Annotated in this window: 23 protein-coding genes and 2 tRNA genes; 9 read left to right on the top strand and 16 right to left on the bottom strand. The window is 71.6% G+C overall.

Annotated elements, in window-relative coordinates:
* Positions 1-51 precede the first annotated feature (51 nt).
* Complete coding sequence (locus tag ACFQGL_RS02400) at positions 52-624, top strand: DUF5709 domain-containing protein (RefSeq protein ID WP_377504520.1); 573 nt, start codon at positions 52-54, stop codon at positions 622-624.
* A gap of 5 nt (positions 625-629) precedes the next feature.
* Here ACFQGL_RS02400 and ACFQGL_RS02395 read toward each other — a convergent pair whose 3' ends face one another.
* Both ACFQGL_RS02395 and macS read right to left on the bottom strand, forming a co-directional pair.
* Positions 630-1,289, bottom strand: coding sequence for a response regulator (locus tag ACFQGL_RS02395; protein ID WP_377504699.1), 660 nt, complete (start codon positions 1,287-1,289; stop codon positions 630-632).
* A gap of 14 nt (positions 1,290-1,303) precedes the next feature.
* Positions 1,304-2,452 carry a MacS family sensor histidine kinase gene (macS, locus tag ACFQGL_RS02390; protein ID WP_377504517.1) on the bottom strand — a complete coding sequence of 383 codons (1,149 nt, stop codon included), beginning with the start codon at positions 2,450-2,452 and terminating at the stop codon, positions 1,304-1,306.
* Positions 2,453-2,571: 119 nt separating this feature from the next.
* Between macS and ACFQGL_RS02385 the strand changes: the two genes are divergently transcribed.
* Positions 2,572-3,027, top strand: coding sequence for an ATP-binding protein (locus ACFQGL_RS02385; protein ID WP_377504514.1), 456 nt, complete (start codon positions 2,572-2,574; stop codon positions 3,025-3,027).
* A 36-nt stretch (positions 3,028-3,063) separates the two neighbouring features.
* Here the strand turns inward: ACFQGL_RS02385 and ACFQGL_RS02380 are convergent, their stop codons facing one another.
* On the bottom strand, positions 3,064-4,002 hold the full coding sequence (locus ACFQGL_RS02380) for a ribose-phosphate diphosphokinase (RefSeq protein WP_377504511.1): 939 nt from the start codon (positions 4,000-4,002) through the stop codon (positions 3,064-3,066).
* Positions 4,003-4,104: 102 nt separating this feature from the next.
* On the opposite strand from ACFQGL_RS02380, the gene glpK reads away from it, so the two are divergent.
* Positions 4,105-5,589 (top strand): glycerol kinase GlpK, encoded by a 1,485-nt coding sequence (gene glpK / locus ACFQGL_RS02375; protein ID WP_377504508.1) that lies wholly within the window; start codon positions 4,105-4,107, stop codon positions 5,587-5,589.
* A 16-nt stretch (positions 5,590-5,605) separates the two neighbouring features.
* Here glpK and ACFQGL_RS02370 read toward each other — a convergent pair whose 3' ends face one another.
* Positions 5,606-6,439, bottom strand: coding sequence for a phosphoribosylaminoimidazolesuccinocarboxamide synthase (locus tag ACFQGL_RS02370; RefSeq protein WP_377504505.1), 834 nt, complete (start codon positions 6,437-6,439; stop codon positions 5,606-5,608).
* A 138-nt stretch (positions 6,440-6,577) separates the two neighbouring features.
* Between ACFQGL_RS02370 and ACFQGL_RS02365 the strand changes: the two genes are divergently transcribed.
* Positions 6,578-7,909 (top strand): ABC transporter substrate-binding protein, encoded by a 1,332-nt coding sequence (locus ACFQGL_RS02365; protein WP_377504502.1) that lies wholly within the window; start codon positions 6,578-6,580, stop codon positions 7,907-7,909.
* A 66-nt stretch (positions 7,910-7,975) separates the two neighbouring features.
* On the opposite strand, the gene ACFQGL_RS02360 is transcribed toward ACFQGL_RS02365, so the two are convergent.
* From ACFQGL_RS02360 to ACFQGL_RS02330, 7 genes are all read right to left on the bottom strand, one after another.
* The gene (locus ACFQGL_RS02360) at positions 7,976-8,230 is read right to left on the bottom strand and encodes a hypothetical protein (protein WP_377504499.1); all 255 of its coding nucleotides are present in this window, start codon (positions 8,228-8,230) and stop codon (positions 7,976-7,978) included.
* Between the two features lie 146 nt (positions 8,231-8,376).
* A tRNA-Met gene (locus tag ACFQGL_RS02355) sits at positions 8,377-8,453 on the bottom strand.
* Positions 8,454-8,604: 151 nt separating this feature from the next.
* Positions 8,605-8,678: transfer RNA gene (locus ACFQGL_RS02350), tRNA-Met, on the bottom strand.
* Between the two features lie 84 nt (positions 8,679-8,762).
* On the bottom strand, positions 8,763-9,680 hold the full coding sequence (locus ACFQGL_RS02345) for a hypothetical protein (RefSeq protein ID WP_377504496.1): 918 nt from the start codon (positions 9,678-9,680) through the stop codon (positions 8,763-8,765).
* Positions 9,670-10,179, bottom strand: a complete 510-nt coding sequence (locus ACFQGL_RS02340; RefSeq protein WP_377504493.1) for a SigE family RNA polymerase sigma factor — start codon at positions 10,177-10,179, stop codon at positions 9,670-9,672. Before ACFQGL_RS02340 ends, ACFQGL_RS02345 begins: the two co-directional genes overlap by 11 nt.
* Before the next feature lie 175 nt (positions 10,180-10,354).
* On the bottom strand, positions 10,355-13,360 hold the full coding sequence (locus ACFQGL_RS02335; RefSeq protein WP_377504490.1) for a UPF0182 family membrane protein: 3,006 nt from the start codon (positions 13,358-13,360) through the stop codon (positions 10,355-10,357).
* Between the two features lie 91 nt (positions 13,361-13,451).
* The gene (locus ACFQGL_RS02330; RefSeq protein ID WP_377504487.1) at positions 13,452-14,465 is read right to left on the bottom strand and encodes a YlbL family protein; all 1,014 of its coding nucleotides are present in this window, start codon (positions 14,463-14,465) and stop codon (positions 13,452-13,454) included.
* Between the two features lie 184 nt (positions 14,466-14,649).
* Here ACFQGL_RS02330 and ACFQGL_RS02325 point away from each other — a divergent pair, with 184 nt between their 5' ends.
* Complete coding sequence (locus tag ACFQGL_RS02325; RefSeq protein WP_377504696.1) at positions 14,650-15,864, top strand: zinc-dependent metalloprotease; 1,215 nt, start codon at positions 14,650-14,652, stop codon at positions 15,862-15,864.
* Positions 15,865-16,005: 141 nt separating this feature from the next.
* On the opposite strand, the gene ACFQGL_RS02320 is transcribed toward ACFQGL_RS02325, so the two are convergent.
* Together ACFQGL_RS02320 and ACFQGL_RS02315 are read right to left on the bottom strand one after the other, a co-directional pair.
* On the bottom strand, positions 16,006-16,614 hold the full coding sequence (locus tag ACFQGL_RS02320) for a hypothetical protein (RefSeq protein ID WP_377504484.1): 609 nt from the start codon (positions 16,612-16,614) through the stop codon (positions 16,006-16,008).
* A gap of 45 nt (positions 16,615-16,659) precedes the next feature.
* Positions 16,660-17,190 (bottom strand): M48 metallopeptidase family protein, encoded by a 531-nt coding sequence (locus ACFQGL_RS02315; RefSeq protein WP_377504481.1) that lies wholly within the window; start codon positions 17,188-17,190, stop codon positions 16,660-16,662.
* Positions 17,191-17,703: 513 nt separating this feature from the next.
* Here ACFQGL_RS02315 and ACFQGL_RS02310 point away from each other — a divergent pair.
* The 3 genes from ACFQGL_RS02310 (at position 17,704) to ACFQGL_RS02300 (ending at position 20,556) form a co-directional block, all read left to right on the top strand.
* Positions 17,704-17,874, top strand: a complete 171-nt coding sequence (locus ACFQGL_RS02310; protein ID WP_377504478.1) for a DUF5679 domain-containing protein — start codon at positions 17,704-17,706, stop codon at positions 17,872-17,874.
* Between the two features lie 226 nt (positions 17,875-18,100).
* Complete coding sequence (locus tag ACFQGL_RS02305) at positions 18,101-19,213, top strand: TOMM precursor leader peptide-binding protein (RefSeq protein WP_377504475.1); 1,113 nt, start codon at positions 18,101-18,103, stop codon at positions 19,211-19,213.
* A complete protein-coding gene (locus tag ACFQGL_RS02300; RefSeq protein WP_377504472.1) occupies positions 19,210-20,556 on the top strand; it encodes an ABC1 kinase family protein in 1,347 nt (448 codons plus the stop codon). The genes ACFQGL_RS02305 and ACFQGL_RS02300 overlap by 4 nt, the downstream gene beginning before the upstream one ends.
* A 302-nt stretch (positions 20,557-20,858) precedes the next feature.
* Here ACFQGL_RS02300 and ACFQGL_RS02295 read toward each other — a convergent pair whose 3' ends face one another.
* The 3 genes from ACFQGL_RS02295 to ACFQGL_RS02285 all read right to left on the bottom strand — a co-directional run bounded on the left by ACFQGL_RS02295 (position 20,859) and on the right by ACFQGL_RS02285 (position 23,901).
* Positions 20,859-21,224: a WhiB family transcriptional regulator gene (locus ACFQGL_RS02295; protein WP_074314263.1), complete on the bottom strand. Its 366-nt coding sequence runs from the start codon at positions 21,222-21,224 to the stop codon at positions 20,859-20,861.
* A gap of 134 nt (positions 21,225-21,358) precedes the next feature.
* A complete protein-coding gene (locus ACFQGL_RS02290; RefSeq protein WP_377504469.1) occupies positions 21,359-21,613 on the bottom strand; it encodes a hypothetical protein in 255 nt (84 codons plus the stop codon).
* Between the two features lie 122 nt (positions 21,614-21,735).
* Positions 21,736-23,901: an ATP-dependent DNA helicase UvrD2 gene (locus ACFQGL_RS02285; protein ID WP_377504466.1), complete on the bottom strand. Its 2,166-nt coding sequence runs from the start codon at positions 23,899-23,901 to the stop codon at positions 21,736-21,738.
* Positions 23,902-23,995: 94 nt separating this feature from the next.
* On the opposite strand from ACFQGL_RS02285, the gene ACFQGL_RS02280 reads away from it, so the two are divergent.
* The gene (locus ACFQGL_RS02280; protein ID WP_377504463.1) at positions 23,996-24,238 is read left to right on the top strand and encodes a mycoredoxin; all 243 of its coding nucleotides are present in this window, start codon (positions 23,996-23,998) and stop codon (positions 24,236-24,238) included.
* Positions 24,239-24,247: the final 9 nt, after the last annotated feature.

Below are 24,247 nucleotides of genomic sequence, written 5' to 3'. Positions count from 1 at the left end.
CGACGGGCCGTGCGCCGGTTATGGCGGGAGGGCAGCGGGTAGAGATCAGACATGCGCGACAACGAGTTCCCGACCCCCTTGTCCGACACCGAGGCGGAGGGGCTGCCCGACACCGCCGACGACGACTCGACCGCCCACGACGACGTGCTCACCGGGCGCGAGGCGGACGGCCCGGAGCCGGCCCAGCTGCCCGGCGACCGGACGCCGGTGGCGGTGGACCGGTTCGGGACCACCGCCGAGGAACAGCTCGACGGTGAGTCGTTGGACTACAAACTCCAGCGGGAGAGCTACGAACGCCCGGTGGACGACCCGCTGGCCGGCACGGTCGACCCGAAGATCGCCTTCGAGGCGGACAACGTGGAGGCCGCCGCCGAGGCCCAGCTGGACGCCGACGTGATGGACCCGGGGCCCACCTCGGATCCGAACTCGCCGGTCTCCCTCTATGACCACGGCCAGCTCGGCACGACGGCGGACGCCACGGTCGGCCGGCTGGTGGAACCGGACGAGGGGGCGCACACCGACCAGGAGACCGACTCGGTGGCGTACGACGCCGGGACGGCTGGCGGCGGAGCGACCGCCGAGGAGTTGGCCGTCCACGAGACCGAACCCCCGCGCTCGGTCTGACCGGGTCAGTCGTCCAGGCCCCGCTCGATCGCGTACCGGGTCAGCTCGACGCGGTTGTGCAGCTGCAACTTGCCCAGGGTGTTCTGCACGTGGTTCTGCACCGTCCGGTGCGACAGCCCCAGGCGCTGCGCGATCTGCTTGTACGACAGTCCCTTGGCCACCAGACGCAGCACCTCCGTCTCGCGCTCGGTGAGCCGGGGCGCGCCGGTCTCCGAGCCATCGGCAGCCCCGGCGCCTCCCGCCGTCCCGCTCCCGGCGGCCAGCCTGCGGTACTCGCCGAGGACCAGCCCTGCCAGGCCGGGCGTGAAGACCGGATCACCGGCCGCGGTACGGCGTACCGCGTCGAGGAACTCGCCCGGTGCCGTCGACTTGACCAGGTAGCCGGTGGCTCCCGCCTTGACCGCGTCCAGGACGCTCTGTTGTTCGCCGCTGGCGCTGAGCATCAGCACCCGTACCTCGGGTAGCACCGCGCGCAGCCCGCGCACCACCTCGACCCCGGAGACGTCCGGTAGCTGCAGGTCGAGGACGACCACGTCGGGCCGGGCGGCGGCGGCCACCCGGATCGCCTGCCGGCCCTCGCCGCTGGTCGCCACCACCAGGAAACCGGCCTCGGTCAGGTCACGGGCCACACCCTCGCGCCACATCGGATGGTCGTCGACCACCATCACCCGGACCGCGGTCACCGCTGCGCCCTCGGCACGGTCAACTCGATCTCGGTGCCGGCCTCGGGGGCCGACACGATCCGGACCGTCCCGCCCAGGTCCGCCACCCGGCCCCGGATCGACTGGGTCACGCCGAGCCGCCCCTGCGCGGCGGCCTCGGTCAGTCGGCCGTCCGGGATGCCCGGCCCCTCGTCACGGATCGACACGGTCACCGTCGCCCCCTCGTCCTCGATCAGCACCCAGGCACGCCCGCCGGCGTGCCGTCCCACGTTGTCCAGGGCCGCGCCGGTCGCGGCGGCCAACTCCCCGGCCACCTGCCGGGGTAGCGGCACCGGGGTGGCCGGCGCGGAGAGCGACACCGCCGGCGAGGCGTACCGGCCGAGCAGGGTACGCAGGTCCACCGCCCCGCCGTCGGCCGCGTCCAGACCGCCCGGGTCGGTGGCACCGGCCGGGGCGGCGCCGGCGATCAGGGCACGTAACGCGGCTTCCTGCTCGCCGGCCAGTCGGGCCAGTTCGCCGGCCTCGCCGGGCAGGTCCGCCCCGCGCCGCTGCACCAGAGCAAGCACCTGGAGCACCGAGTCGTGGATACCCCGGGCCAGCCGCTCGCGCTCGCGGGTGGCCGCCTCCAGCTCCACGGCGCGTTGCAGCCGTTCCTCGGCGGTCACCGCGAGCCGGGCCACGTGCCCGACCACCACCCCGGCGAGCAGCATCAGGATCAGCCCGGTGAACGAGGACTGGCCGATCCGCCCCCGGGTGGCCAGGTCCGCGCCGGCGATCAACAGCGCCGCGACCGTGCCCCGCCGCCGGCCGCCGGAGACGGCCCAGGCCAGCACCGGGCCGGCCATCCAGGCCACCCCCATGGTGGGTACGCCGGTGGCGAGCGCGGCCCGGCCGACCACCCACGGGCTGGCCAGCACGATGGCCATCACCACCCCGAGGTCGACCAGCAGCAGCGGCCAACGCCGCCAGGCCGGCCGGGCGTACCCGACCGCAGTCGCGCCGGTCCAGGCGATCATCACGAGGATCAGGGCGGCGACGGCGAACGGGTGCGCGTACCGGTCGGCGTCACGCACCGCCAGCACGAGGACGTACGCCAGCGAAGCCACTCGGAACACGGTGAGCGCGCGCCAGAGCGGCACCTCGAACCCACCCGGCGGCGACGGCATGGCGGTCACGATGCCACAGCCGACCGGCTGGCCGGTGACCGGCGAGTGCGGATCAAGAAAGCCTGACGTACGGTGGAAAAGCCGCGAAATACTCCGAGAACCGCCGTCGGGACGGGGCCATGACGAACCCAGAGCAGCCCGCACCGCGTACGGTTGTGCCCATCGACCCCGCCCTCCTGATCGCCGAGGCCTTCGACCAGGCCCAGGTGACCGAGATTCGACACTCGGTCACCTCCTGCGCGCATGCCTCCGGGCTGACCGGCCAACGGCTGGACGACTTCGTGCTGGCGATCAACGAGCTGATCACCAACGCGGTGCGGCACGGTGGCGGGCTGGGCTGGTTGCGGCTCTGGCGGGAGCCGGAATTGCTGGTCTGCGAGGTCGCCGACCACGGGCACGGGATCAGCCCGCAGCGGCTCGGTGACCGACGCCGGCCCGCCGCGGAAACCGCCGGCGGCTGGGGGCTCTGGCTGGCCCGCGAGCTGACCGACGACATGGAGGTCGTCACCGGCGCCGCCGGCACCACGGTCCGCATCACCACCGGCCTGCCCAGCCGGAACCCCAGCCACCGCTGACTTACGGCCGCGATCGGGCGGTTCGCGCGGCCGTGATCAGGCGAAGAGGGCCGAGACGGATTCGCCGTTGTGGATCCGGCGCATGGCCTCGGCCAGGGCCGGCGCCACCGAGAGGACCTGAAGTTCCGGGACCCGCTTGGCGTCCGGGATGGGGACCGTGTTGGTGCAGACGATCTCCAGAACGCCGTCCTGCTCGCTGAGCCGACGCAGCGCGTCGCCGGAGAAGAGGCCGTGCGTACAGGCCAGCCGGATCGAGCGGACCTTCAGCCCACGCAGGTGTTCCATCAGCTCGACGACCGTGCTGCCCTTGGCGATCTCGTCGTCCAACACGATGACGTCCCGGTCGGTGACCTCACCGATCACCGCGCTGATCTTGACCAGGTCGTCGCTGAACCGCTGCTTGGCCCCGGCCGCCACCGGCGTGCCGAGCAACCGCGCGAAGGCCGCGGCCTCCTTGGCGTTGCCCAGGTCGGGCGAGACCACCACGGTGTCGCTCAGGTCGTAGCGTTTGAAGTGCGTGGCCAGCTCGCGCAACGCGTGCAGGTGGTCCACCGGGACGCTGAAGAAGCCGTGCACCTGCGGCGAGTGCAGGGTCATCGCGAGCACCCGGTCGGCCCCGGCCGAGGTCAGCAGGTCGGCGACGAGCCGGGCGCCGATCGAGATCCGGGGCGCGTCCTTCTTGTCCGAGCGGGCGTACGCGTAGTGCGGCAGCACCACGGTGATCCGGCCGGCCGAGGCGCCCCGCGCCGCGTCGATCATCAACAGCAGCTCGACCAGGTTCTCCTGCACCGGCGGCACCAGCGGCTGGATCAGGAAGACGTCCCGCTCGCGGCAGTTGGCCTGCAACTGCACTTCGAGGCAGTCGTTGGCGAACCGGGACACCCGCACCGGATGCAGCGGCACCCCCAGGTGGGCACAGATCTCGGCGGCGAGTTCGGGATGGGCGGTACCACTGAAAACGGCGATGTCGCGCACGTTCGCAGATCGTAGGCGACGCGGCCGGCACCGGTGGGCGGCAGGCCGAAACCGGCCGTGACGCCGGTCGCACCGCGCCGCCGCGCCGGGTACGGTGCTGCGGTGACCCCCCAGTACGTCGCCGCCATCGACCAGGGCACCACCTCCTCCCGGTGCATCGTCTTCGACCGGGCCGGCGAGATCGTCGCCGCGGCCCAACGCGAGCACCGGCAGATCTTTCCGCGACCAGGCTGGGTGGAGCACGACGCCGAGGAGATCTGGGACAACGTCCAGCAGGTGGTGACCGAGGCACTGGAGGCCGCCGGCACCGACCCGGCCGGGCTGGCCGCCGTGGGCATCACCAACCAGCGGGAGACCACCGTGGTCTGGGACCGGGCCACCGGCCGCCCGGTGGCCAACGCCGTGGTCTGGCAGGACACCCGGACCGGGCCGCTGCTGCGCGAGCTGGCCGAGGCGTACGGCGAGGAGCGGTTCCGCACCCGCACCGGCCTGCCGCTGGCCACCTACTTCGCCGGGCCGAAGCTGCGCTGGCTGCTGGACGAAGTGGACGGCCTGCGCGAGCGCGCCGAACGTGGCGAGGTGCTCTTCGGCACGATGGACAGCTGGTTGATCTGGAAGTTGACCGGCGCGCACGTCACCGACGTGACCAACGCCAGCCGGACCATGCTGATGGATCTCACCACCCTGGACTGGGACCCGGAACTGCTGGACGCGATGGGTGTGCCGGCGGCGATGCTGCCGGAGATCCGCTGCTCCGCCGAGGTGTACGGCACCGGCACCGGCGTGCTAGCCGGGGTGCCGGTGGCCAGCGCGCTCGGCGACCAGCAGGCGGCCCTGTTCGGCCAGACCTGCTTCCAGCCGGGCGAGGCGAAGTGCACCTACGGCACCGGCAGCTTCCTGCTGCTCAACACCGGGGCGAGCCCGGTCCCCTCGACGCACGGCCTGCTCACCACCGTCGCCTACCGGATCGAAGGACAACCCGCGGCGTACGCGCTGGAGGGGGCGATCGCGGTCACCGGGTCACTGGTGCAGTGGCTGCGGGACAACCTCGGGCTGATCTCGACCGCCGCGCAGGTGGAGGAGTTGGCCCGCACCGTCGACGACAACGGGGGCTGCTACGTCGTACCGGCCTTCTCCGGGCTCTTCGCCCCGCACTGGCGCAGCGACGCGCGCGGCGTGATCGCCGGACTGACCGGCTACATCACCAAGGGGCATCTGGCCCGGGCGGTGCTGGAGGCGTCGGCGTGGCAGACCCGCGAGGTGGTCGACGCGATGAACGCCGATTCCGACGTGGCACTGCGCCGACTCCGGGTGGACGGTGGGATGACCGCCAACGGTCTGCTCATGCAGTTCCTCGCCGACGTGCTCGACGTACCGGTGGTCCGTTCCCGGATCACCGAGACCACCTGCCTGGGCGCCGCGTACGCGGCCGGTCTGGCGGTCGGGTTCTGGCCGGACCTGGCCACCCTGCGCGCGCACTGGCGTTCCGACGCCGAGTGGACCCCCGCCATGGACCCGGCGCTTCGCGATCGGGAACTGCACAACTGGCGCAAGGCCGTGCAGCGCACGCTCGACTGGGTGGAGTGAGCCGGTACCGCCGCGTTCACTCCCAGCGGTTGCCGGTGAGCTTCTCGTAGACGTCGATGTAGCGGGCCCGGGTCGCCTCGATCACCTCGGCCGGCAGGTCCGGTGCCGGGCCCTGCTTGTCCCAGCCGCTGCCGGTGGCCCAGTCCCGCACGTACTGCTTGTCGTAGGAGAACTGCACCCGTCCCGGCTGGTACGACTCGGCCGGCCAGAACCGCGACGAGTCGGAGGTCAGCAACTCGTCGCCGAGGACCAGGGTGCCGTCCGGTGCCCAGCCCAGCTCAAGCTTGGTGTCGGCGATCAGGATGCCCCGGTCGGCGGCCAGCTCGGCACCGCGCCGGTAGACGTCGATGGTGATCTGCCGCAGCCGCTCGGCGGTGGCCTCGCCCACCTTGTCGACCACGTCGGCGAACGTGATCGGCTCGTCGTGCTCGCCGAACGGCGCCTTGCTCGACGGCGTGAAGATCGGCTCGGGCAGGATGGACGCCTCGCCGAGCCCCCGGGGCAGCGGTACGCCGGAGACCGCGCCGGTGCTCTCGTACTCCCGCAGGCCGCCACCGGTGAGGTAGCCCCGGGCGACGCACTCGACCGGGACCATGTCCAGCCGCTGGCAACGGATCGCCCGCCCGGCGAACTCCGCCGGTACGTCGGTGGCCGAGATGACGTGGTTCGGCACCAGATCGGCGAGCTGCTCGAACCACCACAGCGAGAGCGCGGTGAGCAGGCGACCCTTGTCCGGGATCGGCGTCGGCAGCGCCACGTCGTAGATCGAGATGCGGTCCGAGGCGACCAGGATCAGGTCGTCGCCGTCGGCGTAGACGTCCCGGACCTTGCCCGAGTGCAGAAGTTCCACGCGCCCTAGTACACCACGCGGCATCGGAGGACCTGATTCGACCACCCATGCCGGGGGTGACCAGACGGACGTTGACACCTTCATGCGCTGCCTGCGTGAATGGTCCCACCGCCGCCCCCGCAGGTCCAGGAGACCCCCGTGCCCGTTGTTCGACCCCCGATCGACCGCTTCGGCGCCGACCCGGGCCGACGCCGAGTGCTCACCGCGCTGCTCGGTGCCCCGCTGCTCGCCACCGGCGGCCTGGCCGGCTGTAGCGACGACGCCGGGACACCGACGCAGGACGGGCCGGTCGAGCTGTCGGTCTTCTGGTGGGGCGGGACCAAGCGGGCCGAGCTCACCGAGAAGGTGCTGCGGCTCTACTCGGAGCGCAACCCCCGGGTGACCTTCCGGGTCACCTGGCAGAGCGCCGACGGCTACTACGACCGGCTCGCCACCCAGGCCGCCGGCGGCAACGTGCCGGACCTGATCCAGCTCGACGACGCCATGCTGACCGAGTACGCCCAGCGCCAGGTCATCCTCGACCTCAGCGAGCGCGTCGCCGATCATCGGCTGGACCTGCGCGGGCTGCCGGAGGGCCTGATCCGCTACGGCACGGTCGACGGGCGGACGATGGCCGTGGCCGGCGGTCAGACCCTCGCGGCGGTGGTCTTCAACCGGGACCTGCTCAAGGAACTGCGGGTGCCCGAGCCACGCAGCGGGATGCCGTGGACGGACTACATCGCCTGGGCGGAGCAGGTCACCGAGGCCAGCGACGGTCAGGTGGCCGGCACCATGGACCCGTCCGGCGACTACCGCGCGCTCTGGCTCTGGCTCCGCTCACAGGGCGGCGAGTTCTACCGGGGTCGCCAGCTCGGCTTCGGCCCGGACGAGCTGATCGGCTGGTTCGAGCTGTGGCAGCGGGCCCGCGGCGCGCGGGCCACCCCGGGCGCGGCGCTGGTCGAGCAGGCCGACAGCGGGGAGCCGGCCCAGCAACTGGTGGTCACCGGGCTGACCGCCGCTTCCTTCGCCTGGTCGCACCAGCTGCCAGAGCTGCAGAAGCTCACCAAGTCCGAGTTGGGCGTGGTCGGCTTCCCCGGCCCGCCGGGCGCCCAGTGGGCGCGCGCGTCGATGTACTGGGCTGCGTTCCGCGGCACCCGCCACCCGGACACCGTCACCGACGTGATCAACTTCCTGACCACGAACGGTGAGGCCGGCACCGTCCTCGGCCACGAACGCGGCCTCAACGCCAGTCTCGCCGTCCGCCGGTATACCGAGGGCAGCATCACCGACCCGGCTCAGCGGCGAGCCGCCGCATTCGGTGCCAGCATCGCCGAACAACTCGGGCCGGCGCCGGCGCCGCCGCCGAAGGGCCACGCCAACGTCCGTACCCTGCTGGTCACCGCCGCCGAGAGCATCCGCTCCGGGAAAGCGGGCACCCGCGCGGCCACCGCGCGGTTCCTCGCCCAGGCCAACGCTGCCCTCGCGGCGTGACCCACCGGTAGCCGGCCCGTCGGCGGCCGCCGGTGGTCGCGGCGGCCGGCCGATCGGGGATCGGGGTCAGCGCGGCGGACCGTTGCGGCGGTTGCGGGTCAGCCGCAGCACCAGGAACACGATGATCGCCACGACCACCAGGCAGCAGAGCAGACCGATGAAGCCGAAGCCGCTGCCACCGCGGGAGCGCCGCCGGGCAGCCTCCACCACCAGTTCGCCGGTACCCGTGGACGCCCAGGCCGCGACCGGCACGAAGACCGCCAGTACGACCGCACCGAAGACCGCGCTGAGGCGGCCCCACCACTTGCCGAAGGAAGACATGCGCCCATCCTCGCCGAAGGGCGCAACCTGGGCACGTCGGTCCACGCCGAAATCAGGGGACCGAGGCCGCGGCCTTCGGCCTCAGGTAGGAGCATCAAACAAGCCCGGCCCCCACATTGTGGGGGCCGGGCTTGTATCACTTTCAGTGGTAGCGGGGACAGGATTTGAACCTGCGACCTCTGGGTTATGAGCCCAGCGAGCTACCGAGCTGCTCCACCCCGCGTCGACTGGTTAACCCTAACCCATCGGTCCCAGTAATGATCAGCGGGGGTCGCCGTCCACTGAGAGCGCCAGCGCCAGCGCCAGCCCCCAGGAATGTCGAAAGCCCGCCCCCGGCGATCCGGAGACGGGCTTTCGAACTGGTGTTTCTCTCGTAGCGGGGACAGGATTTGAACCTGCGACCTCTGGGTTATGAGCCCAGCGAGCTACCGAGCTGCTCCACCCCGCGTCGGCTCGCTAACCGTAGCGCACCACCCCCGGGCCCCGCAAAACGACATTCGAATCCGCCGGATCGCGATCCGGCTCATCGGGCTCAAACGAGCCAATCCCTGATCGCCGCGACCGCACGGCGACTGTCCGCGTCGACCTGTGCTCGCTGGCTCGACCCGGTCTCCCAGCCGATCTCCCAGAGGACGGTCACGACGTCACCGACCCGGATCGCCCGAACCAGCCGGGCCTGGTCCCCGCCGGTCGCGTCACCGTTGATGTCCACAGCCGGCCTCCGCGTCTCGAACAGCACCGACTCGTCGCCGTACCCGCCGGTGCTCAGGATCCGCTGCTTGCTCAGCACCGACGCGTCGCCGGCCGGCACCTCCTGCTCCGGGCAGTCGCGCACGGCTTGGCGCAGCTCATTCATCGCATCGTCGGCACGCCCGGTCCGATAGATGGTGATGGAGTGTGTGTAGCTGCCGTCCGGGCCGTACCTCTCGGGAGTTTTCGCCAGCTTGTAGACCAGGGAACGGGTCCGTCGCTGCACGACCGCGGCCTCGCTCGGATAGCCGGCGCCGCACAGGGCCGGCAGTACCTCCCGCTTCAGGAATGTGGGCTCGTAGCCGGTCCGGTTCGTCGACGCGAGAACGAAGAACGCCCGATCCGGGATGCTGGTCGGAGTGCGGGGCGGCGCGGCGGTCGTACCCGCAGGTCGGCCGGGCGAGATCGGCGAGGTGGTCGGCGGCGGCGAAGCGGGAGTCTCGCTCGGCGTCGGCGTCGGGAGCGGCGGTGGCGTCGGTGTGCCAGCCGGCGGGGGTACGGTGTCCGGCGGCGGCGTGCCGACCAGCTGGGTACCGATCACCACGGCACCCACCACAAGCGCCACGGCCAGGGTGCTCCCGGCCGCGCGCAGGCGTGCCCTGCGATCCGCCCGCTGCCGCAGTACGTTGGGGACGCCCAGATCGCGAGCGTCGGCGTCGGCCGCGAGAGACCGATACAGGTCGGAGAGTTCACGCGACATCGTTGGCCTCCAGCTTCACGACGGCGAGATCGGGCAGCAACGCGGCGAGTCGGGCCCGGCCGCGGGAGAGCCAGGACTTCACCGTGCCGACGGGCGCGCCGACCTCCTGGGCGATCTCCTCGACCGACATGTCGAACAGGTAGTGCAGGGCCAACGCCTGCCGATGGGTCGCCGGCACCTGGCGCGGTGCCCCGACCAGCAGCACGCTGTCCTCGCTGGGCCCAGGGACCGCCGGTGGGGGCCCGGCCAGCCGCAGCGCGGCGCGCATGCTGCGCAGCCGACGCCAACGGTCGGCCGCCAACCGGGACACCACCAGCCGCAGCCACGCCTCCGGCGCCGGATGCGCCGACAGCCGCCCCCACTGCCGCCAAGCCCGGGCGTACGCCTCCTGCACCAGATCCTGTGCCTCGGTGTGGTCACCGGTGACCGCATAGCCGTACCGCGCCATCCGCCGCCCCGTGCTGCGGTAGAAGTCGTCGAAGCTCTGCGCGTCCCGCACGACTGGTCCCCCTCGTATCGCCCCGTTGCAAGGAGGACGGCGGACCGGTGCCGCTGGTTGCAGGCCGGCCGGATATATCGCGGTCGACAGATGCCGCACACGTCGGAGCCCCCGCCGTCCGGACCGGGTGTGGTCCGACGACGAGGGCTCCGAATGCTGCTCCGGGCGGTTGGAGTCAGCCGCCCGCGCTCGGGCTGCCGCTCGGCGACGGCGACGTGCTGCCGCTGGGCGACGGGCTGCCGCTGGGCGTACCGGTCGGGTTGGCGGCCTGCTGCGCCTGCTGGAACGCGGTGAGCGCCTCGTCCAGCGTCTTGAGCGCGCGACCGTACCGCTCGAAGTCGCCGGAGGTCTGCGCGGCCCGGACCTCGGTGATCGCGGTCTGCACCCGATCCGCCGCGGCGGCCAACTCACCGATCAGCGGCGGTGGGCTGGTGGGCGGGGTACCCCCGGTCGACGGCGGCGGGTTACCGCCGGTGGTGGGCGGCGGCGCACCCTGCCCGGCCCGCTTGCCCTGGTCGACCAGTTGCTTGATGCCGTCGTTGATGTTGTCGGCGAGCGCCACGAAGGAGCCGCCGTCACCGTAGGAGAGCAGCACCTTCTGCAGCAGCGGGTACGCGTCCTGCTGGTTGCTCTTCACATAGACCGGCTCGACGTAGAGCATGCCGTTGCCGAACGGCAGCGAGAGCAGGTTGCCGTACTGCACCTGCGCCTGGTTGCTGGAGAGCAGGTTGAGCTGCTGGCGGATGTTGGCGTTGTTGGTCATCTGCTGGTGCACCTGCACCGGGCCCGAGATCCGGGTCTGGTCCGGCAACTCCAGCACCTCCAGCCGAGGCTGCCCGTCGATGTACGACCCGGAGATCAGCGCGGCGAGGTTCTGCCGGCGGATCGGCGTGACCGCCGAGGTGAGCTGGAACCGGGGACCCTCCTGGCCGGGGAACTCGGTGAACAGGTAGTACGGGGGCTGCTTCTGGCCGCTGTCCGGTGCGTCCGGCACGTTGGGCACCTGCCAGAAGTCCTGCGCGGAGTAGAAGTCACCCGGGTTGGTCACGTGGAACTTGGTGAGCAGGTTGCGCTGCACCTTGAACATGTCCGCCGGGTAGCGCAGGTGCTCGGCCAACTCGGCCGGGATGTCCTTCTTCGGCAGCACCAGGTCCCCGCCGAACGCCTTGTTCCAGGCCTTGAGCACCGGGTCGGTGTCGTCGAACTCGTAGAGCTTCACGGTGCCGTCGTACGCGTCGACGGTGGCCTTGACCGAGTTGCGGATGTAGTTGACGTTCTCCCGGGCCAGCTGGAAGGTGCCCCGACCGGTCAGCTCGTCGGTGGTCTCCTCGCGCAGGTTGACCCGCTCGGCGTACGGGTAGGTCGCCGCCGTGGTGTAGCCGTCGACGATCCACTGCACGCGGCCGTCGACCACCGCCGGGTACGGGTCGCCGTCCAGCGTGAGGAACGGCGCGACCTTCTCCACCCGGTCCCGCGGGTTACGCACGTAGAGCAGCTTGGAGTCCTTGTTGACCGCCCCGGAGAGCAGGAAGTTCGACTCCTGCTCCTTGATGGCGTAGAGCAGCCGCCGGGTGAACGAGCCGATCTCCACGCCGCCCTCACCGGTGTAGGTGTAGGACTCGCCGCCACCGTCGCCGACCGGCCGGTCGAACTCGGCCTTCTTCTCCGGGTCGGCCTGACCGACGATCGCGTAGTCGTCGTCGTTCATCCGCTCGCCGTAGTAGATGCGCGGCTGCTTGGCCGGGATCTGCTCGGTCTGCGAGGAGCACGCCTCCTGGGTTTTCTCGCCCAGGAAGCCGGACACGAAGAACGGCTGCCCGCCGCAGACCACCTGGTTCGCCGGGGCCGCCACCAGGCCGAAGCCGTGGGTGTAGACGGTGTGCCGGTTGATCCAGGTGTTCTGCTGGTCGGTCAGCTCACCGTAGTTGATCTCCCGGACGCCGACCACGTAGTCGGAGGTCTTGCCGTTCACCCCGTACCGGTCGATGTCCAGCTTCGGGCCGAAGTCGTAGAAGCCACGCACCTGTTGGAGCTGGGTGTACGTCTCACTGACCAACTGCGGGTCGAGCAGCCGTACGTTCGACACGACCGAGGTGTCGGTCGCCAGGTTGGCCGGTGGCGTGAGGTTGTTCGCCGCGTACGGGGTGGTCTGCGTGCTGGCCAGCCCGAACGCGGCACGCGTGGCGTCGATGCTCCGCTGGATGTACGGCGCCTCCTTGGCCTTGGCACTCGGCTTGACCTCGAAGGTCTGCACCGCCCAGGGATAGATGCCACCGATGGCCACCGCGGAGACGCCGAGCAGGGCGAGTGAGATACCCGGCCAGACCAGGTTCCGCATCCAGGCGTTGGAGAACACGATGATCGCGATCGCCACCACGATGGAGATGTAGGCCAGGATCTCCTTCGCCGGCAGCAGCGCGTTGACGTCGGCGTACCCGGCGCCGTACAGCTTGGTGCCCTCGTTGTACTCCAGCAGCATCGCCCGCCGGTCCAGCACGTACGCGATGGCCTTGAGCAGCACGAAGACCGCGACCAGGCTGCTCAGGTGCGCCCGGGCCGCGTTGCTCATCCGGTCACCGACGCCCTGCAGGCGGACCCCGCCGAAGATGTAGTGCACCGCCAACGCGCCGACCACGGCCAGCACCACCGCCGTGAAGCCGACCCCGAGCAGGTAACGCCAGAACGGCAGTTGGAAGACGTAGAAGCCGACGTCCACGCCGAACTCCGGGTCCTTGATCCCGAAGTCGCCACCGTTGCGGAAGAGCAGCCACTGGTTCCACCGGCTCTGCGCGGAGAGGCCGGCGAAGAGACCGATCACGGCGGCGGTCAGCGAGATCCAGGTGCCCAGGCGTGGGCTGAGCGCCATCCGGTAGCGCTCCAGGGTGGCCTGCTCGACCGAGTGCGGACGCAGCCGCGGGCGCAGCCGGTAGGCGAGCCACAGGTTGCCGCCGACGATCACCGCCATGCCCAGGCCGATGGCCAGGAAGAGCAGCAGCCGGGTGACGAGCACACCGGTGAACACCTCGGTGTAGCGGACCTCGTCGAACCAGAGCCAGTCCGTCCACGCCTGGACACCCCAGCCGAGCAGGGTGAAGAGCACGAACACCCCGACCAGGACTGCGATGGTGACGCGTCCGCGCCGGCTCATCTTCGGCAGGGGGCTGCTGCTACGCATTACCACTGTTGGCTCCGCACGCTCGAATGTGATCGGCTCCGACCAGGGACTCAGAGTACGGGGTGTTCCTGAACGTGGCGGGGCACGGTCACACCGGTCAGCAGCGGGTCGGCTGGCCTCCCGCGCGCAGCGTCTCCAGCGCGGTCAGCGCCTCGTCCAACGACGCCACCCGAAGCAGCGGCAGGTCGGGCTGCGGGTTGCGCACCGCCTCGGCGCAGTTGTCGGCCGGTACCAGGAAGACCTTGGCCCCGGCGCGCTTCGCGCCGACCAGCTTCTGGGCGATCCCGCCGATCGGGCCGACCGTGCCCTCGTCGTCGATGGTGCCGGTGCCGGCGATGACCTTTCCACCGGTGAGGTCGGCCGGGGTCAGCTTGTCCACGATGCCGAGGGCGAACATCAGCCCGGCGCTCGGGCCGCCGATGTCCTCCAGGTCGATGCCGAGCGTGAACGGGTGCGGCTGCTGCTGGTCGATCTCGACGCCGATCCGCGGCCGGCCGTCCTGCTCCCGGCTGGTCACCTTCGCGGTGGCCGGCGCACCGTCCCGGGTGTAGCCGATGGTCAGCGCCGTGCCGGCCGGCTTGGCCCGGATCAGCTCGGTGAGCGTCGCGGCGAACGGCACCGGCTTCCCGTCGACCGAGGTGACCACGTCACCGGGCTTGAGCGCCCCGGCGGACGGGCCGTCACCGGCCACCGTCTTGATCACCACCTGCACCGGGAAGCCCAGCTCGGTCAGCGCGGCGGTCTCGGCGCTGGTCTGCGACACCTTGAAGTCCTCGGCGTTGCGCTGCTCGACCTGCTCCTGCGACTCCCCCGGCGGGTAGACCAGCTCGCGCGGCACCACCGCCTCGTCGTCCGAGAACCAGCCGGCGATCGCCGCCCGGAGCCGCACCGTGGGTTGCACCCCCACCGTGGTGAGCCGGAGCTGACCGGCGGAGGTCGAGGTCTCCCGGCCGGTGACCTGGATGACCTCCTTGCCGTCGGTCGTGCCGAGGGTGTTGACCGTCGGGCCCGGGCCGAGCACCACGTAGGGAATCGGCACGCGGAGCACCCCGATACTCAGCAGTGCGGTGAACAGGGCACCGAGCAGGACCGTCAGGCCACGACGTCTCATGCGGCAGAGCGTACCGACCGGTCGAGGCTCGCCCGCCGGATGTGCCGCGCGACTTCGCCCTCAGCGCAACGCCGGCGGCGGCGACCTGGGGCGCGGCGCGCGTACCGTAGACGTCGTGCCTGATATTCCGTTCGGTTTCGCGCTCCCGGGTGGGCAACCACCAGACCCCAACGATCCCGCGCAGATGCAGCAGTTCATGTCGCAGTTGCAGCACCTGCTCTCCGCGCCGGGCAGCGGGCCGGTCAACTGGGACCTGGCCCGGCAGGTGGCGGCCAGCCAACTCGCCGCCGCCGGCGACCCGGCGGTGTCGCCCTACGAGCGCAACGCGGTCGAGGAGGCGCTCCGCCTCGCCGACCTGTGGCTGGAGCCCGCCTCCGCGTGGCCCACGGGAATCCAGTCCCCGGTGGCCTGGAACCGCAATGAGTGGATCTTCAAGACGCTGGACGTGTGGCGCAAGCTCTGCGACCCGGTGGCCAGCCGGATGGTCGGCGCGATGGGCGACCTGGTGCCACCGGAGGCGCGCGCCCAGCTCGGCCCGATGCAGTCGATGGTCGCCACCCTCGGTGGCGCGCTCTTCGGCGGCCAGCTGGGTCAGGCCCTCGGCTCGCTCGCCGCGGAGGTGCTCTCCGCCGGCGACATCGGGCTGCCGCTCGGCCCGGCCGGCACGGCCGCGCTGATCCCGGCCAACATCCGGGCGTACGGCGAGGGCCTGGAGCTTCCCGAAGACGAGGTACGCCTCTACGTGGCGCTGCGCGAGGCCGCCCATCAGCGGCTGTTCCAGCACGTCCCGTGGCTGCGCGGGCACGTGCTCAGCGCCGTCGAGATGTACGCCTCGGGCATTCGCGTCAACCGGGAGGCGATCGAGGAGGCGATGGGTCGGGTCGACCCGACCGACCCGGAGTCGATGCAGGCCATCGCCCTGGAGGGCATCTTCACGCCGGAGGACAGCCCGGCGCAGAAGGCCTCGCTGGCCCGGTTGGAGACCGCACTCGCACTGGTCGAGGGCTGGGTGTGCCACGTGGTGGACAGCGCCGCGAGCGACCGGCTGCCCAACGTCGTTCGGCTGGGTGAGGCGTTCCGCCGTCGCCGGGCTGCCGGCGGTCCCGCCGAGCAGACCTTCGCCGCACTGGTCGGCCTCGAACTGCGCCCGCGCCGGCTGCGCGAGGCGGCGGCGCTCTGGGCCGCGCTCACCGAGCACCGCGGCATCGCCGGCCGGGACGCCGTCTGGGGTCACCCGGACCTGCTTCCGTCGGAGGACGACTTCGCCGACCCGGTCGCCTTCGCGATGGCCGACCTGGACCTGAGCGAGTTGGACAACTTCGACTTCACCGCGCCCGGCGGGGTGCAGGAGAAGGCGCCGGGCGAGCCCGACGACACCGACGACGACACCAAGCCCTGACACAGGTCAGCGGTCTTGCCGGCGGCCAGCCCGGCCATACCTGCCTCGTTGAGCGTTATACCTGTGAGTCATATTTATGCCTCACAGGTATAACGCTCCACGGTGCGCGCTGACCGGTCGGGACACGCCCGACCGGAACGGTCAGCGAGGGCTGCCAGAGCCCGAGAGCAGGGCGCGGGTGGCTTCCCAACCTTCGAAGGCCGGGTCCAGGGTCGCCAGGTCGGCCGGGCCGCGCAGCCGCCGCCAGCCGGCGGTGACCGCCACATCACCAGGTCGGGGAGCACCAGCCCGCACGTCGGCGGCCGTCCCGGTGTCCAGATCCAGCGGGGGGAGCCAGCCCGGCACGGGCAGCCGTACGGCCACGCCGAGCAGGCCCGGCCCGCCGCCCTCCACCGGAGCGACCGCGACCGGTCGGGTGGTGAGCGGACGCAGCAGCTTGCCGACGGTCAGCCCGGGCAGGTCCGGCACGTCTCCGGCGAGCACCGCCGCCTGGTCGTAGCCCTGCACCGCAGCGAACACCGCGTTCGGCGTCGGCTCGGGAACCTCGTGGACGGCCGTGCCGGGCCAGACCACCGCATCGGCCAGAGCACGGTCGGCGGGGGTCACCGCGACGGCGATCTCCACCTCGTTGAGCGTGGCGAGCAGGTCGACGACGTCCTCGGCGAGCGCGGCCCGCCATTCCGCCCGGTCGACGCCGGGCGGTGACCACTGGACCGGCCCGAGCAACGCCACCACCACTCGTCGTGCCACGGTCCGACCCTAGCGCCCCGAACCGGCGAACGGCCGGCCGGAAGGTCAGGTGGGGAGTGGGGCGCCGGAGGCGGCGGCCACGCCTTCGAGGTAGCCACGGGCACGCTCCGCCTTGGGGTAGCGGCCGACAAGCGCCCAGAACCGGGCGTTGTGGCTGGGCACGATGAGGTGGGCCAGCTCGTGCAACAGCACGTAGTCGATCACCCACTCGGGCATCTCCTGCACCCGGTGGGAGATCCGGATGCTGCGGTCGGCGGGCGTGCAGGAGCCCCACCGACCGTTCTGGTTGGTGACCCACCGGACGCTCGCCGGCACCGCCCGTGCGCCGTATCCGGCGAGGTAGAGGTCGATCAGCCGGGTGGCTCGGGCCAGTAGCTCGGCGTCGGACCGCGCCAGCCGGCCCTCCCGGGCGGCGAGCCGGGCCAGCATCCGGTCGACCCACTCGCTCTCCTCGGCCCGGGAGAACTGGTCCGGGATGAGGACGACGACCCGCTCACCGTCGCGGTACGCAGACACCGTGCGTCGTCGGCGCTGGCTGCGCCGTACCTCGACGACCGGCTTACGCGTCCCCGCCATCACTGGCCCGCGCAGCCTCGGCTACGTGTCACGAGGGAAAGCTAATGCGTACTGACCAGGGGTCCGCAAGGGTCAACCACCCGACACGCGCCCGGAAGATGGTGATTGGTCGCCCGGCGTCCCGAAATTTTCTTGGCCAGGGCACCGCGATGCCGGCTCGTCACCCTTCGTGAACGCCTACCAGGGTGTCGCACGGCCGCCCTCCACCGTAGGTGATCACCGCGGTCGACGCCTCCGCGGGGGCACTCGCATGGGTGGCTAAGAGGGTTTAGCCGGCGTGTCCCCGCCAAACTGACTTATCCGACCTAATTCGCCATGCACACTCTCGACGTCGACTTGCTCACAGTGTCGATGCACAGCTGACATGGAACCGCCCAGACCTGGGTAGGGTCCGCGGACCAGCGGTCACGAAGGTGGCCGTGGAGTGAGACCCAGCGCCGGCGCCCCGCGTGGCCCGCCGCCGGGCAACCCGCCGGGACGGCATTTACCGGCGGACGAGACGAGGAGGGCACCGTGGCCGACCAGGCCCAGACCTACAACGGTTACTGCGTGAAGTGCAAGGAGAAGCGGGACTTCGAGGGGCACGTCGAGGTCTCGAAGACCGGAATGAACATGGCCAAGGGCAAGTGTCCGGTATGCGGCACAACAGTGAACCGCATCCTCGGCAAGGCCAAGGTGGTCTGACCCGAACGGGTGCACGGGGGGCGGGGTGGCCGACGGCCACCCCGCCCCCCGTTGCCCTGCCGGCAGGCCACTCTGGGCGGTGATCGGTAGCTCTGTCGGGTGGCCGACAGAGCTACCGCCCGGTTGTGGATAACCCGGCAAAACCTGTGGACAGCGCTGGACAGCGGCCCGGCCGCCTGTGGACAACGATCGACGCAGGGCAGGGAAGCGCTCACCCTTCGTCATCATGAGCCGTACCACACTGCCCCGGCCCACTCTGCTGCCCGGCCTCAGCCGACTCTGGCGAGACCGGCACACGCTCCAACTCGGCGTCGGCCCGGGGCCCGCCGTGCTGCTGGAGCTGACCAATCCACGCGCAGCCCACCTGCTCGACCTGCTGGACGGCACCCGCAGCGAACGCGCCGTGCTCGCCCACGCCGGGACCGTACGGGTGTCTGCCGACGAGGCACGTACCCTGCTCGACGCCCTGCGTACGGCCGGCCTGCTGGTGCCCGCGCACAGCCTGCTCCCCCGCGACCTGGCCGGCCCGGTCCGAGCCCGGCTCGCCGCGGAGGCCGGTGCGCTGGCCCTGGCCGCGGCCCGGCTCCCCGGCACCCCCGCGCAGGTCCTGCGTCGGCGGCTGACCGCCCGGGTCTTGCTCACCGGTGCCGGTGCGCTCGGTGGGCCGCTGGCGGTGGCGCTGGCCCAGTCCGGCGTCGGGCAGGTGATCCCCCAGCTCACCGGCCCGGTACGCCCCGTGGATCTGGTCGGCACCGGCATCCCCGCCGCCGAGTTGGGTCATCCGCTGGCCCCGGCGGTGAGCGCCGCGGTCCGCCGCGTCGCGCCGGGTACCGGCACCCAGCCGGGCCGGGCCACCCGGGTCACCCTGGTGATCCAGCTCGGCACGGACCGTCCGCCCGCCCTGCTCGCCGCCGGTCTCGCCCAGCGCCGCCAGCCGCACCTGCTGGTCACCCTGCGCGGTGGCATACCGGTCATCGGGCCGCTGGTCCGGCCGCCCGTCGGGCCCTGCCTGCACTGCGTCGAGCTGCACCGGGCCGACCGCGACCCGGACTGGCCACGGCTCGCCGCCCAGCTCGCCGCCGCCGGCCCAGTGGCCGCCGTCGCGACCGGCACGCTGCTGGCGGCCACCGCCTACGCGCTGACCGAGGCCCTGACGCAGCTCGACGGCGGTAACCCGGAGACGCTCGGTGGCGCCACGGAGATCACCGGTGCCGGGAGGTTTCGCCGCCGAGGCTGGCCACCGCACCCGGCGTGCGCGTGCTCGCGGAGCCGGGTGTACGCACCAGCCCGGCCGCACAGCAGCACCGGGGCCCTTCGGTCGGTAACAATGACCGAGTGACCGACATCCCGCGCCGGGCCGTGTCCCGGACCGCCAAGCTCGCCGCTCTGCCGCTCGGCTTCGCCGGTCGGACCGTCCTCGGCATGGGTAAGCGCGTCACCGGGCTCGCCTCCGACGTGATCTCCGCGGAGATCCAGCAGCGCACCGCCGAGCAGTTGTTCAGCGTGCTGGGCCAGCTCAAGGGCGGAGCGATGAAGTTCGGCCAGGCGCTGTCGGTGTTCGAGGCGGCGCTTCCGGAGGAGATCGCGGCGCCCTACCGCCAGGCGCTGACCAAGCTCCAGGAGGCCGCGCCGCCGCTGCCGGTCGCCAGCGTGCACAAGGTGCTGGCCGAGCAGCTCGGCCCGGACTGGCGGGACCGGTTCGTCGAGTTCAACGACACGCCGGCCGCCGCCGCCAGCATCGGGCAGGTGCACCGGGCGCGGTGGCGGGAGCCGGGGTACGCGCCGTCGGGCGAGCCGAACAGCCGCGACGTGGCCGTCAAGATCCAATATCCCGGCGCGGGCGACGCTCTGCTCGCCGACCTCAAGCAGCTCTCCCGGCTGGGCGGGATGTTCCGGGCGATCCAGCCCGGCCTGGACGTCAAACCGCTCCTGGTCGAGTTGCGCGAGCGGATCACCGAGGAACTGGACTACGAGCTGGAGGGCGAGTCGCAGCGCGCCTTCGCGGTCGCGTACGCCGACGACCCGGAGATCTTCATCCCGGCGGTGATCTCCACGTCGCCACGGGTGCTGGTCACCGAGTGGGTGACGGGCACCCCGATGGCCGACATCATCCGGGAGGGCACCGAGGAGCAGCGGGACGAGGCGGGCCGTTTGATGGCCACCCTGCATCTGTCCGCGCCGCAGCGGGCCGGTCTGCTGCACGCCGACCCGCACCCGGGCAATTTCCGGCTGCTGCCGGACGGCCGGCTCGGTGTGATCGACTTCGGCGCGGTGGCCCGGATGCCGGAGGGCACACCGGAGCCGATCGGTCGGATCGCCGGGCGGGCTCTGCGCGGCGACGCCGACGGGGTGGTGACGGGGCTGCGGGACGAGGGGTTCATCGGGGCCACCGACGAGATCGACGCCGAGGGCGTGCTCGACTTCATCCGCCCGATGTTGGAGCCCATCGCGGCCGACGAGTTCCGGTTCACCCGGGCCTGGCTGCGGGGCGAGGCGGCCCGACTGGCCAGCCCCCGCTCCCCCACCTACCAACTGAGCCGCAAGCTCAACCTGCCGCCGTCGTACCTGCTCATCCACCGGGTGACGCTCGGGTCGATCGGGGTGCTCTGCCAGCTCGAGGCGAAGGCCCCGTACCGGGGCATCCTGGAGCGCTGGCTGCCCGGCTTCGCCCCGGTGGCCTGATCGGAGTCGGGCAGCGACAAGGGGCGGGTGCCGGTGGCACCCGCCCCTTGCTATCGCGGTGGTACTAGAGAACGCCCAGGTCGCGTGCCGACTGGTTACGGCTGTTCATGGCGACGTCAAGGGCGGATCGGGTTGCCTCAGTGCGCGTGGTGGTACGACCGGCCTGAGGCCGGCGCATTCGAGCCCGGGACAACGCTTCGTGGAGTAGTTGCATCTCGAAAGCTCCATTCGGGACGTTCATCATCGTCTTCCCTCTCGGTGCCGGCGTGACGCCGACGTGGTTGGTACGGATCGGGAACATGTCAGGCTGCCAGCCGGACCGCGCCACGCACCTCGGACAGCCCACTGGCTGCCAGGCGCGCCTCGGCCTCGACCCGGAGCGCGGCGTCACGTGCGACGTCCTCCTTGCGCGGACGACCACGGGGCCGCTTACGCGGAACGACCGCGCCACGCTCGAAGATCTCGCCGCCCCAGACGCCCCACGGCTCCGCTCGCTCAACCGCTCCAGCCAGGCACTCGACGCGCAGCGGGCAGTCCCCGCAGAGCGACTTGGCCAGCTCGAGCTCGGCAGGCGAGTCGGAGAACCACAGGTCGGGGTCGAACTTCCGGCAGGGCAGGTTCGCCTCCATCTCGACACTCACGTCGAGGGGGGCCAACGCCAGACTCATCGCCCGGTCACCTCTCTCTCACACTTCGATCTCGTGGATCGCATTCCGACGTACTTCGGCGGGGCAAAAAACTGAGGCCGCGGATCCCGGTAAGCGGGTTCCGCGGCCTCGAGGTGAGCCGGTTGGTCTGATGGTCAGACCGGTCTACCTCGAGGTGGAACGCCGCGGACATCCGTGCGCTTGTTGGCGCCCTGAATGCCCATGCCCGTGCTGCCGCTGGTCCCATCGACTCCGGCGGACACGAGGGTCAGGGTCAGCTCGGCCTGAACCCGGACCTGGTGCACCTGCGGAACCGACGGTCGTGGGGCCGTGAGGGCCACCCGGACAGCCGACAACGGAGCGTGGGCAGCGGGCATTGCCGCCAGACGCTCATAGGTGAAGATCTTCACGGGTGCCACCTCCCTCACGTTCCTCGAATCGACTGGACCAACCCCGGTGAGCAGCCGGAATGGCGCCGCTCGCGAGGTGTGTCCTGAGGCTATTCCTCGCGCCGGGGCGAGGGCAAACGAATTTACGACGAGATTTCGAAAGTTTTCTCCGGGCAGACGTCGTCCACCCCCGCGCCCCCCACCAGCGCCAGTACCGAATCCCCGTAGAGGCCCAGCTTGCGGGGCCCGATGCCGGCGATGGCGATCAGCTCCTCCGGCCGGCCGGGCCGCCGTTCGGCCAGTGCGATCAGCGTGGCGTCGGTGAAGACCACGTACGCGGGGACCTTCTGCGTGCCGGCCACCCGCTGCCGCCACTCGCGCAGCCGTTCGTGCAGCTCATCGTCGATGTCCGAGGGGCAGGTGGGGCAGCGGCCCAGCTTGCGGTCCGGACCGGCGAGCAGGGTGGCGCCGCAGATCCGGCAGGAGACGATCTGGGTCCGGCGCCGCTCCGGGCGGCGGGCCGGTCCGGCTCCACCGGCGGCCCGTTCGGTCCCGCCCGAGCGGTCCAGCTGCGGAAGGAACCGCGACGGTCGCCGGGGCCGCCCGCCCGACGAGCGCGCGGCGGCGTACGACAGCCAGAGCCACTCCCGGGCCCGGGTGATCCCGACGTAGAGCAGCCGGCGCTCCTCCTCGACCTGCTCGGTGGTCTTGGCGTACGTGGTGGGCAGGGTGCCCTCGGCGAGGCCGACCAGGAAGACCGCGTCCCACTCCAGCCCCTTGGCCGAGTGCAGGGACGCGAGCGTCACCCCGTCCACCGTCGGTACGTGCTGCTGGGCGGCTCGGCGGGTCAACTCCTCGGTGAAGTCGGCCAGGGTGACCGCGCGCTCCACCGAGGCCGCCTCGCCGATCGGCAGTACCTCGGGGGTGGCCGCGTACTCCTCGGCGAGCTGGACCAGCGCGGCCAGCGCCTCCCAGCGCTCGCGGGCGGCGCCGCCGGCCGGGGGCGCGTCCGGTGCCCAGCCGACCGCGGTGAGCGCCTCGACGACGGCGGCCGGCAACGGCGTCTCCCCCGGGATCGACCGGGTGGCGGCACGCAGCGCGATCATCGCCTGGCGTACCTCGGGCCGCTCGAAGAACCGTTCCGCGCCCTGCACCACGTACGGAACCTCGGCCTCGGTGAGCGCCTTCTCGTACGCCTCGGACTGCGCGTTGATCCGGAACAGCACGGCGATCTCCTTCGCCGGCGTGCCCGCCTCGATCAGCGTCCGACAGCGGGCGGCCACCGCGTTCGCCTCGGTCGGCTCGTCGGTGAAGATCCGCAGATCCGGCTCGGGGCCGGCGGGGCGTTGCCCGCTCAGCTCCAGCCGAAGCCGCGCCTCGGTGCCCCGGGCCTGGGCGATCACCGCGTTGGCCAGGCCGACCACCTGCGGGGTGGAGCGGTAGTCGCGCACCAGCCGGACCACGGTGGCATTCCGGTGCCGACGCGGGAAGTCGACCAGGTATCCGGAGGTCGCCCCGGTGAACGAGTAGATCGTCTGGCTGGCGTCGCCGACCACGGTCAGGTCGTCCCGGCCGCCCAGCCAGGCGTCGAGCAACCGCTGCTGGAGCGGGTTGACGTCCTGGTACTCGTCGACCACGAAGTGCCGGTACTGGCTGCGGACCTGCTCGCCGACGTCCCGGTGCTCCTCGATGCCCCACACGGCGGCGCGCAGCATGTCCTCGAAGTCGATCACGCCGTTGCCACGCTTGAGCTGCTCGTACGCGGTGAACACCTCGGCTACCTTCGCCGGCTCGTGCGGCGTGTCGCGCAGTGCCCGGGCCGCCGCCACCACGTACTCGGCCGGCTCGACCAGCGACGACTTCGCCCACTCGATCTCGCCGGCCAGGTCCCGCGCGGCGGCCCGGTCGGCGCGCAGGCCGACCCGAGCGGCAGCGAGGGTGACCAGCCGCACCTTGCTGTCCAACAGCTCGGGCATGGCCCGCCCGGCCAACAGGCGGGGGGCGAAGTAGCGCACCTGACGCAGTGCGGCGGCGTGGAAGGTCCGCGCCTGCACTCCGCCCACTCCGAGCACCGTGAGACGACTCCGCATCTCGGCGGCGGCCCGCGCGGTGAAGGTGACCGCGAGCACGTGCCGGGGGGAGATCTCACCGGAGAGCGCGCGGTGGGCGATCCGGGAGGTGATCGCCCGGGTCTTGCCGGTGCCGGCGCCGGCCAGGATGCAGACCGGGCCGGCGGGTGCGGTCACCGCAGAGCGCTGCTCCGGATCCAGCCCGGCGAGCACCCGTTCCGACGCTGAGTGAACCACCACAACCAGGAATCATCTCAGCTCCCCCGGGCGTTACAACGAACAGCCTCGGCTTGATCCGCAAGCCGGCGGCCGGAGGAGCTTGGAGGATCCGACCATGCTGACGATGTATTCCACCCCCTGGTGCGGCTACTGCCACCGGCTGAAGTCGCAGCTCGACCGGGCGGGCATCGGTTACGAGGTGGTCGACATCGAGCAGGACCCGAAGGCCGCGGAGTTCGTGATGAGTGTGAACGGCGGCAACCAGACGGTTCCGACGCTGCGTTTCGCCGACGGCAGCGCGCTGACCAACCCCTCGATCAACGAGGTCAAGCAGCACCTGGAGACCCTCGCGGCCTGACCGGCCGGA

The organism is Micromonospora vulcania (assembly GCF_042658605.1).
GTDB classification, from domain to species: Bacteria; Actinomycetota; Actinomycetes; order Mycobacteriales; family Micromonosporaceae; genus Micromonospora; species Micromonospora vulcania.
This window is presented reverse-complemented; position numbering and strand designations above follow the sequence as displayed.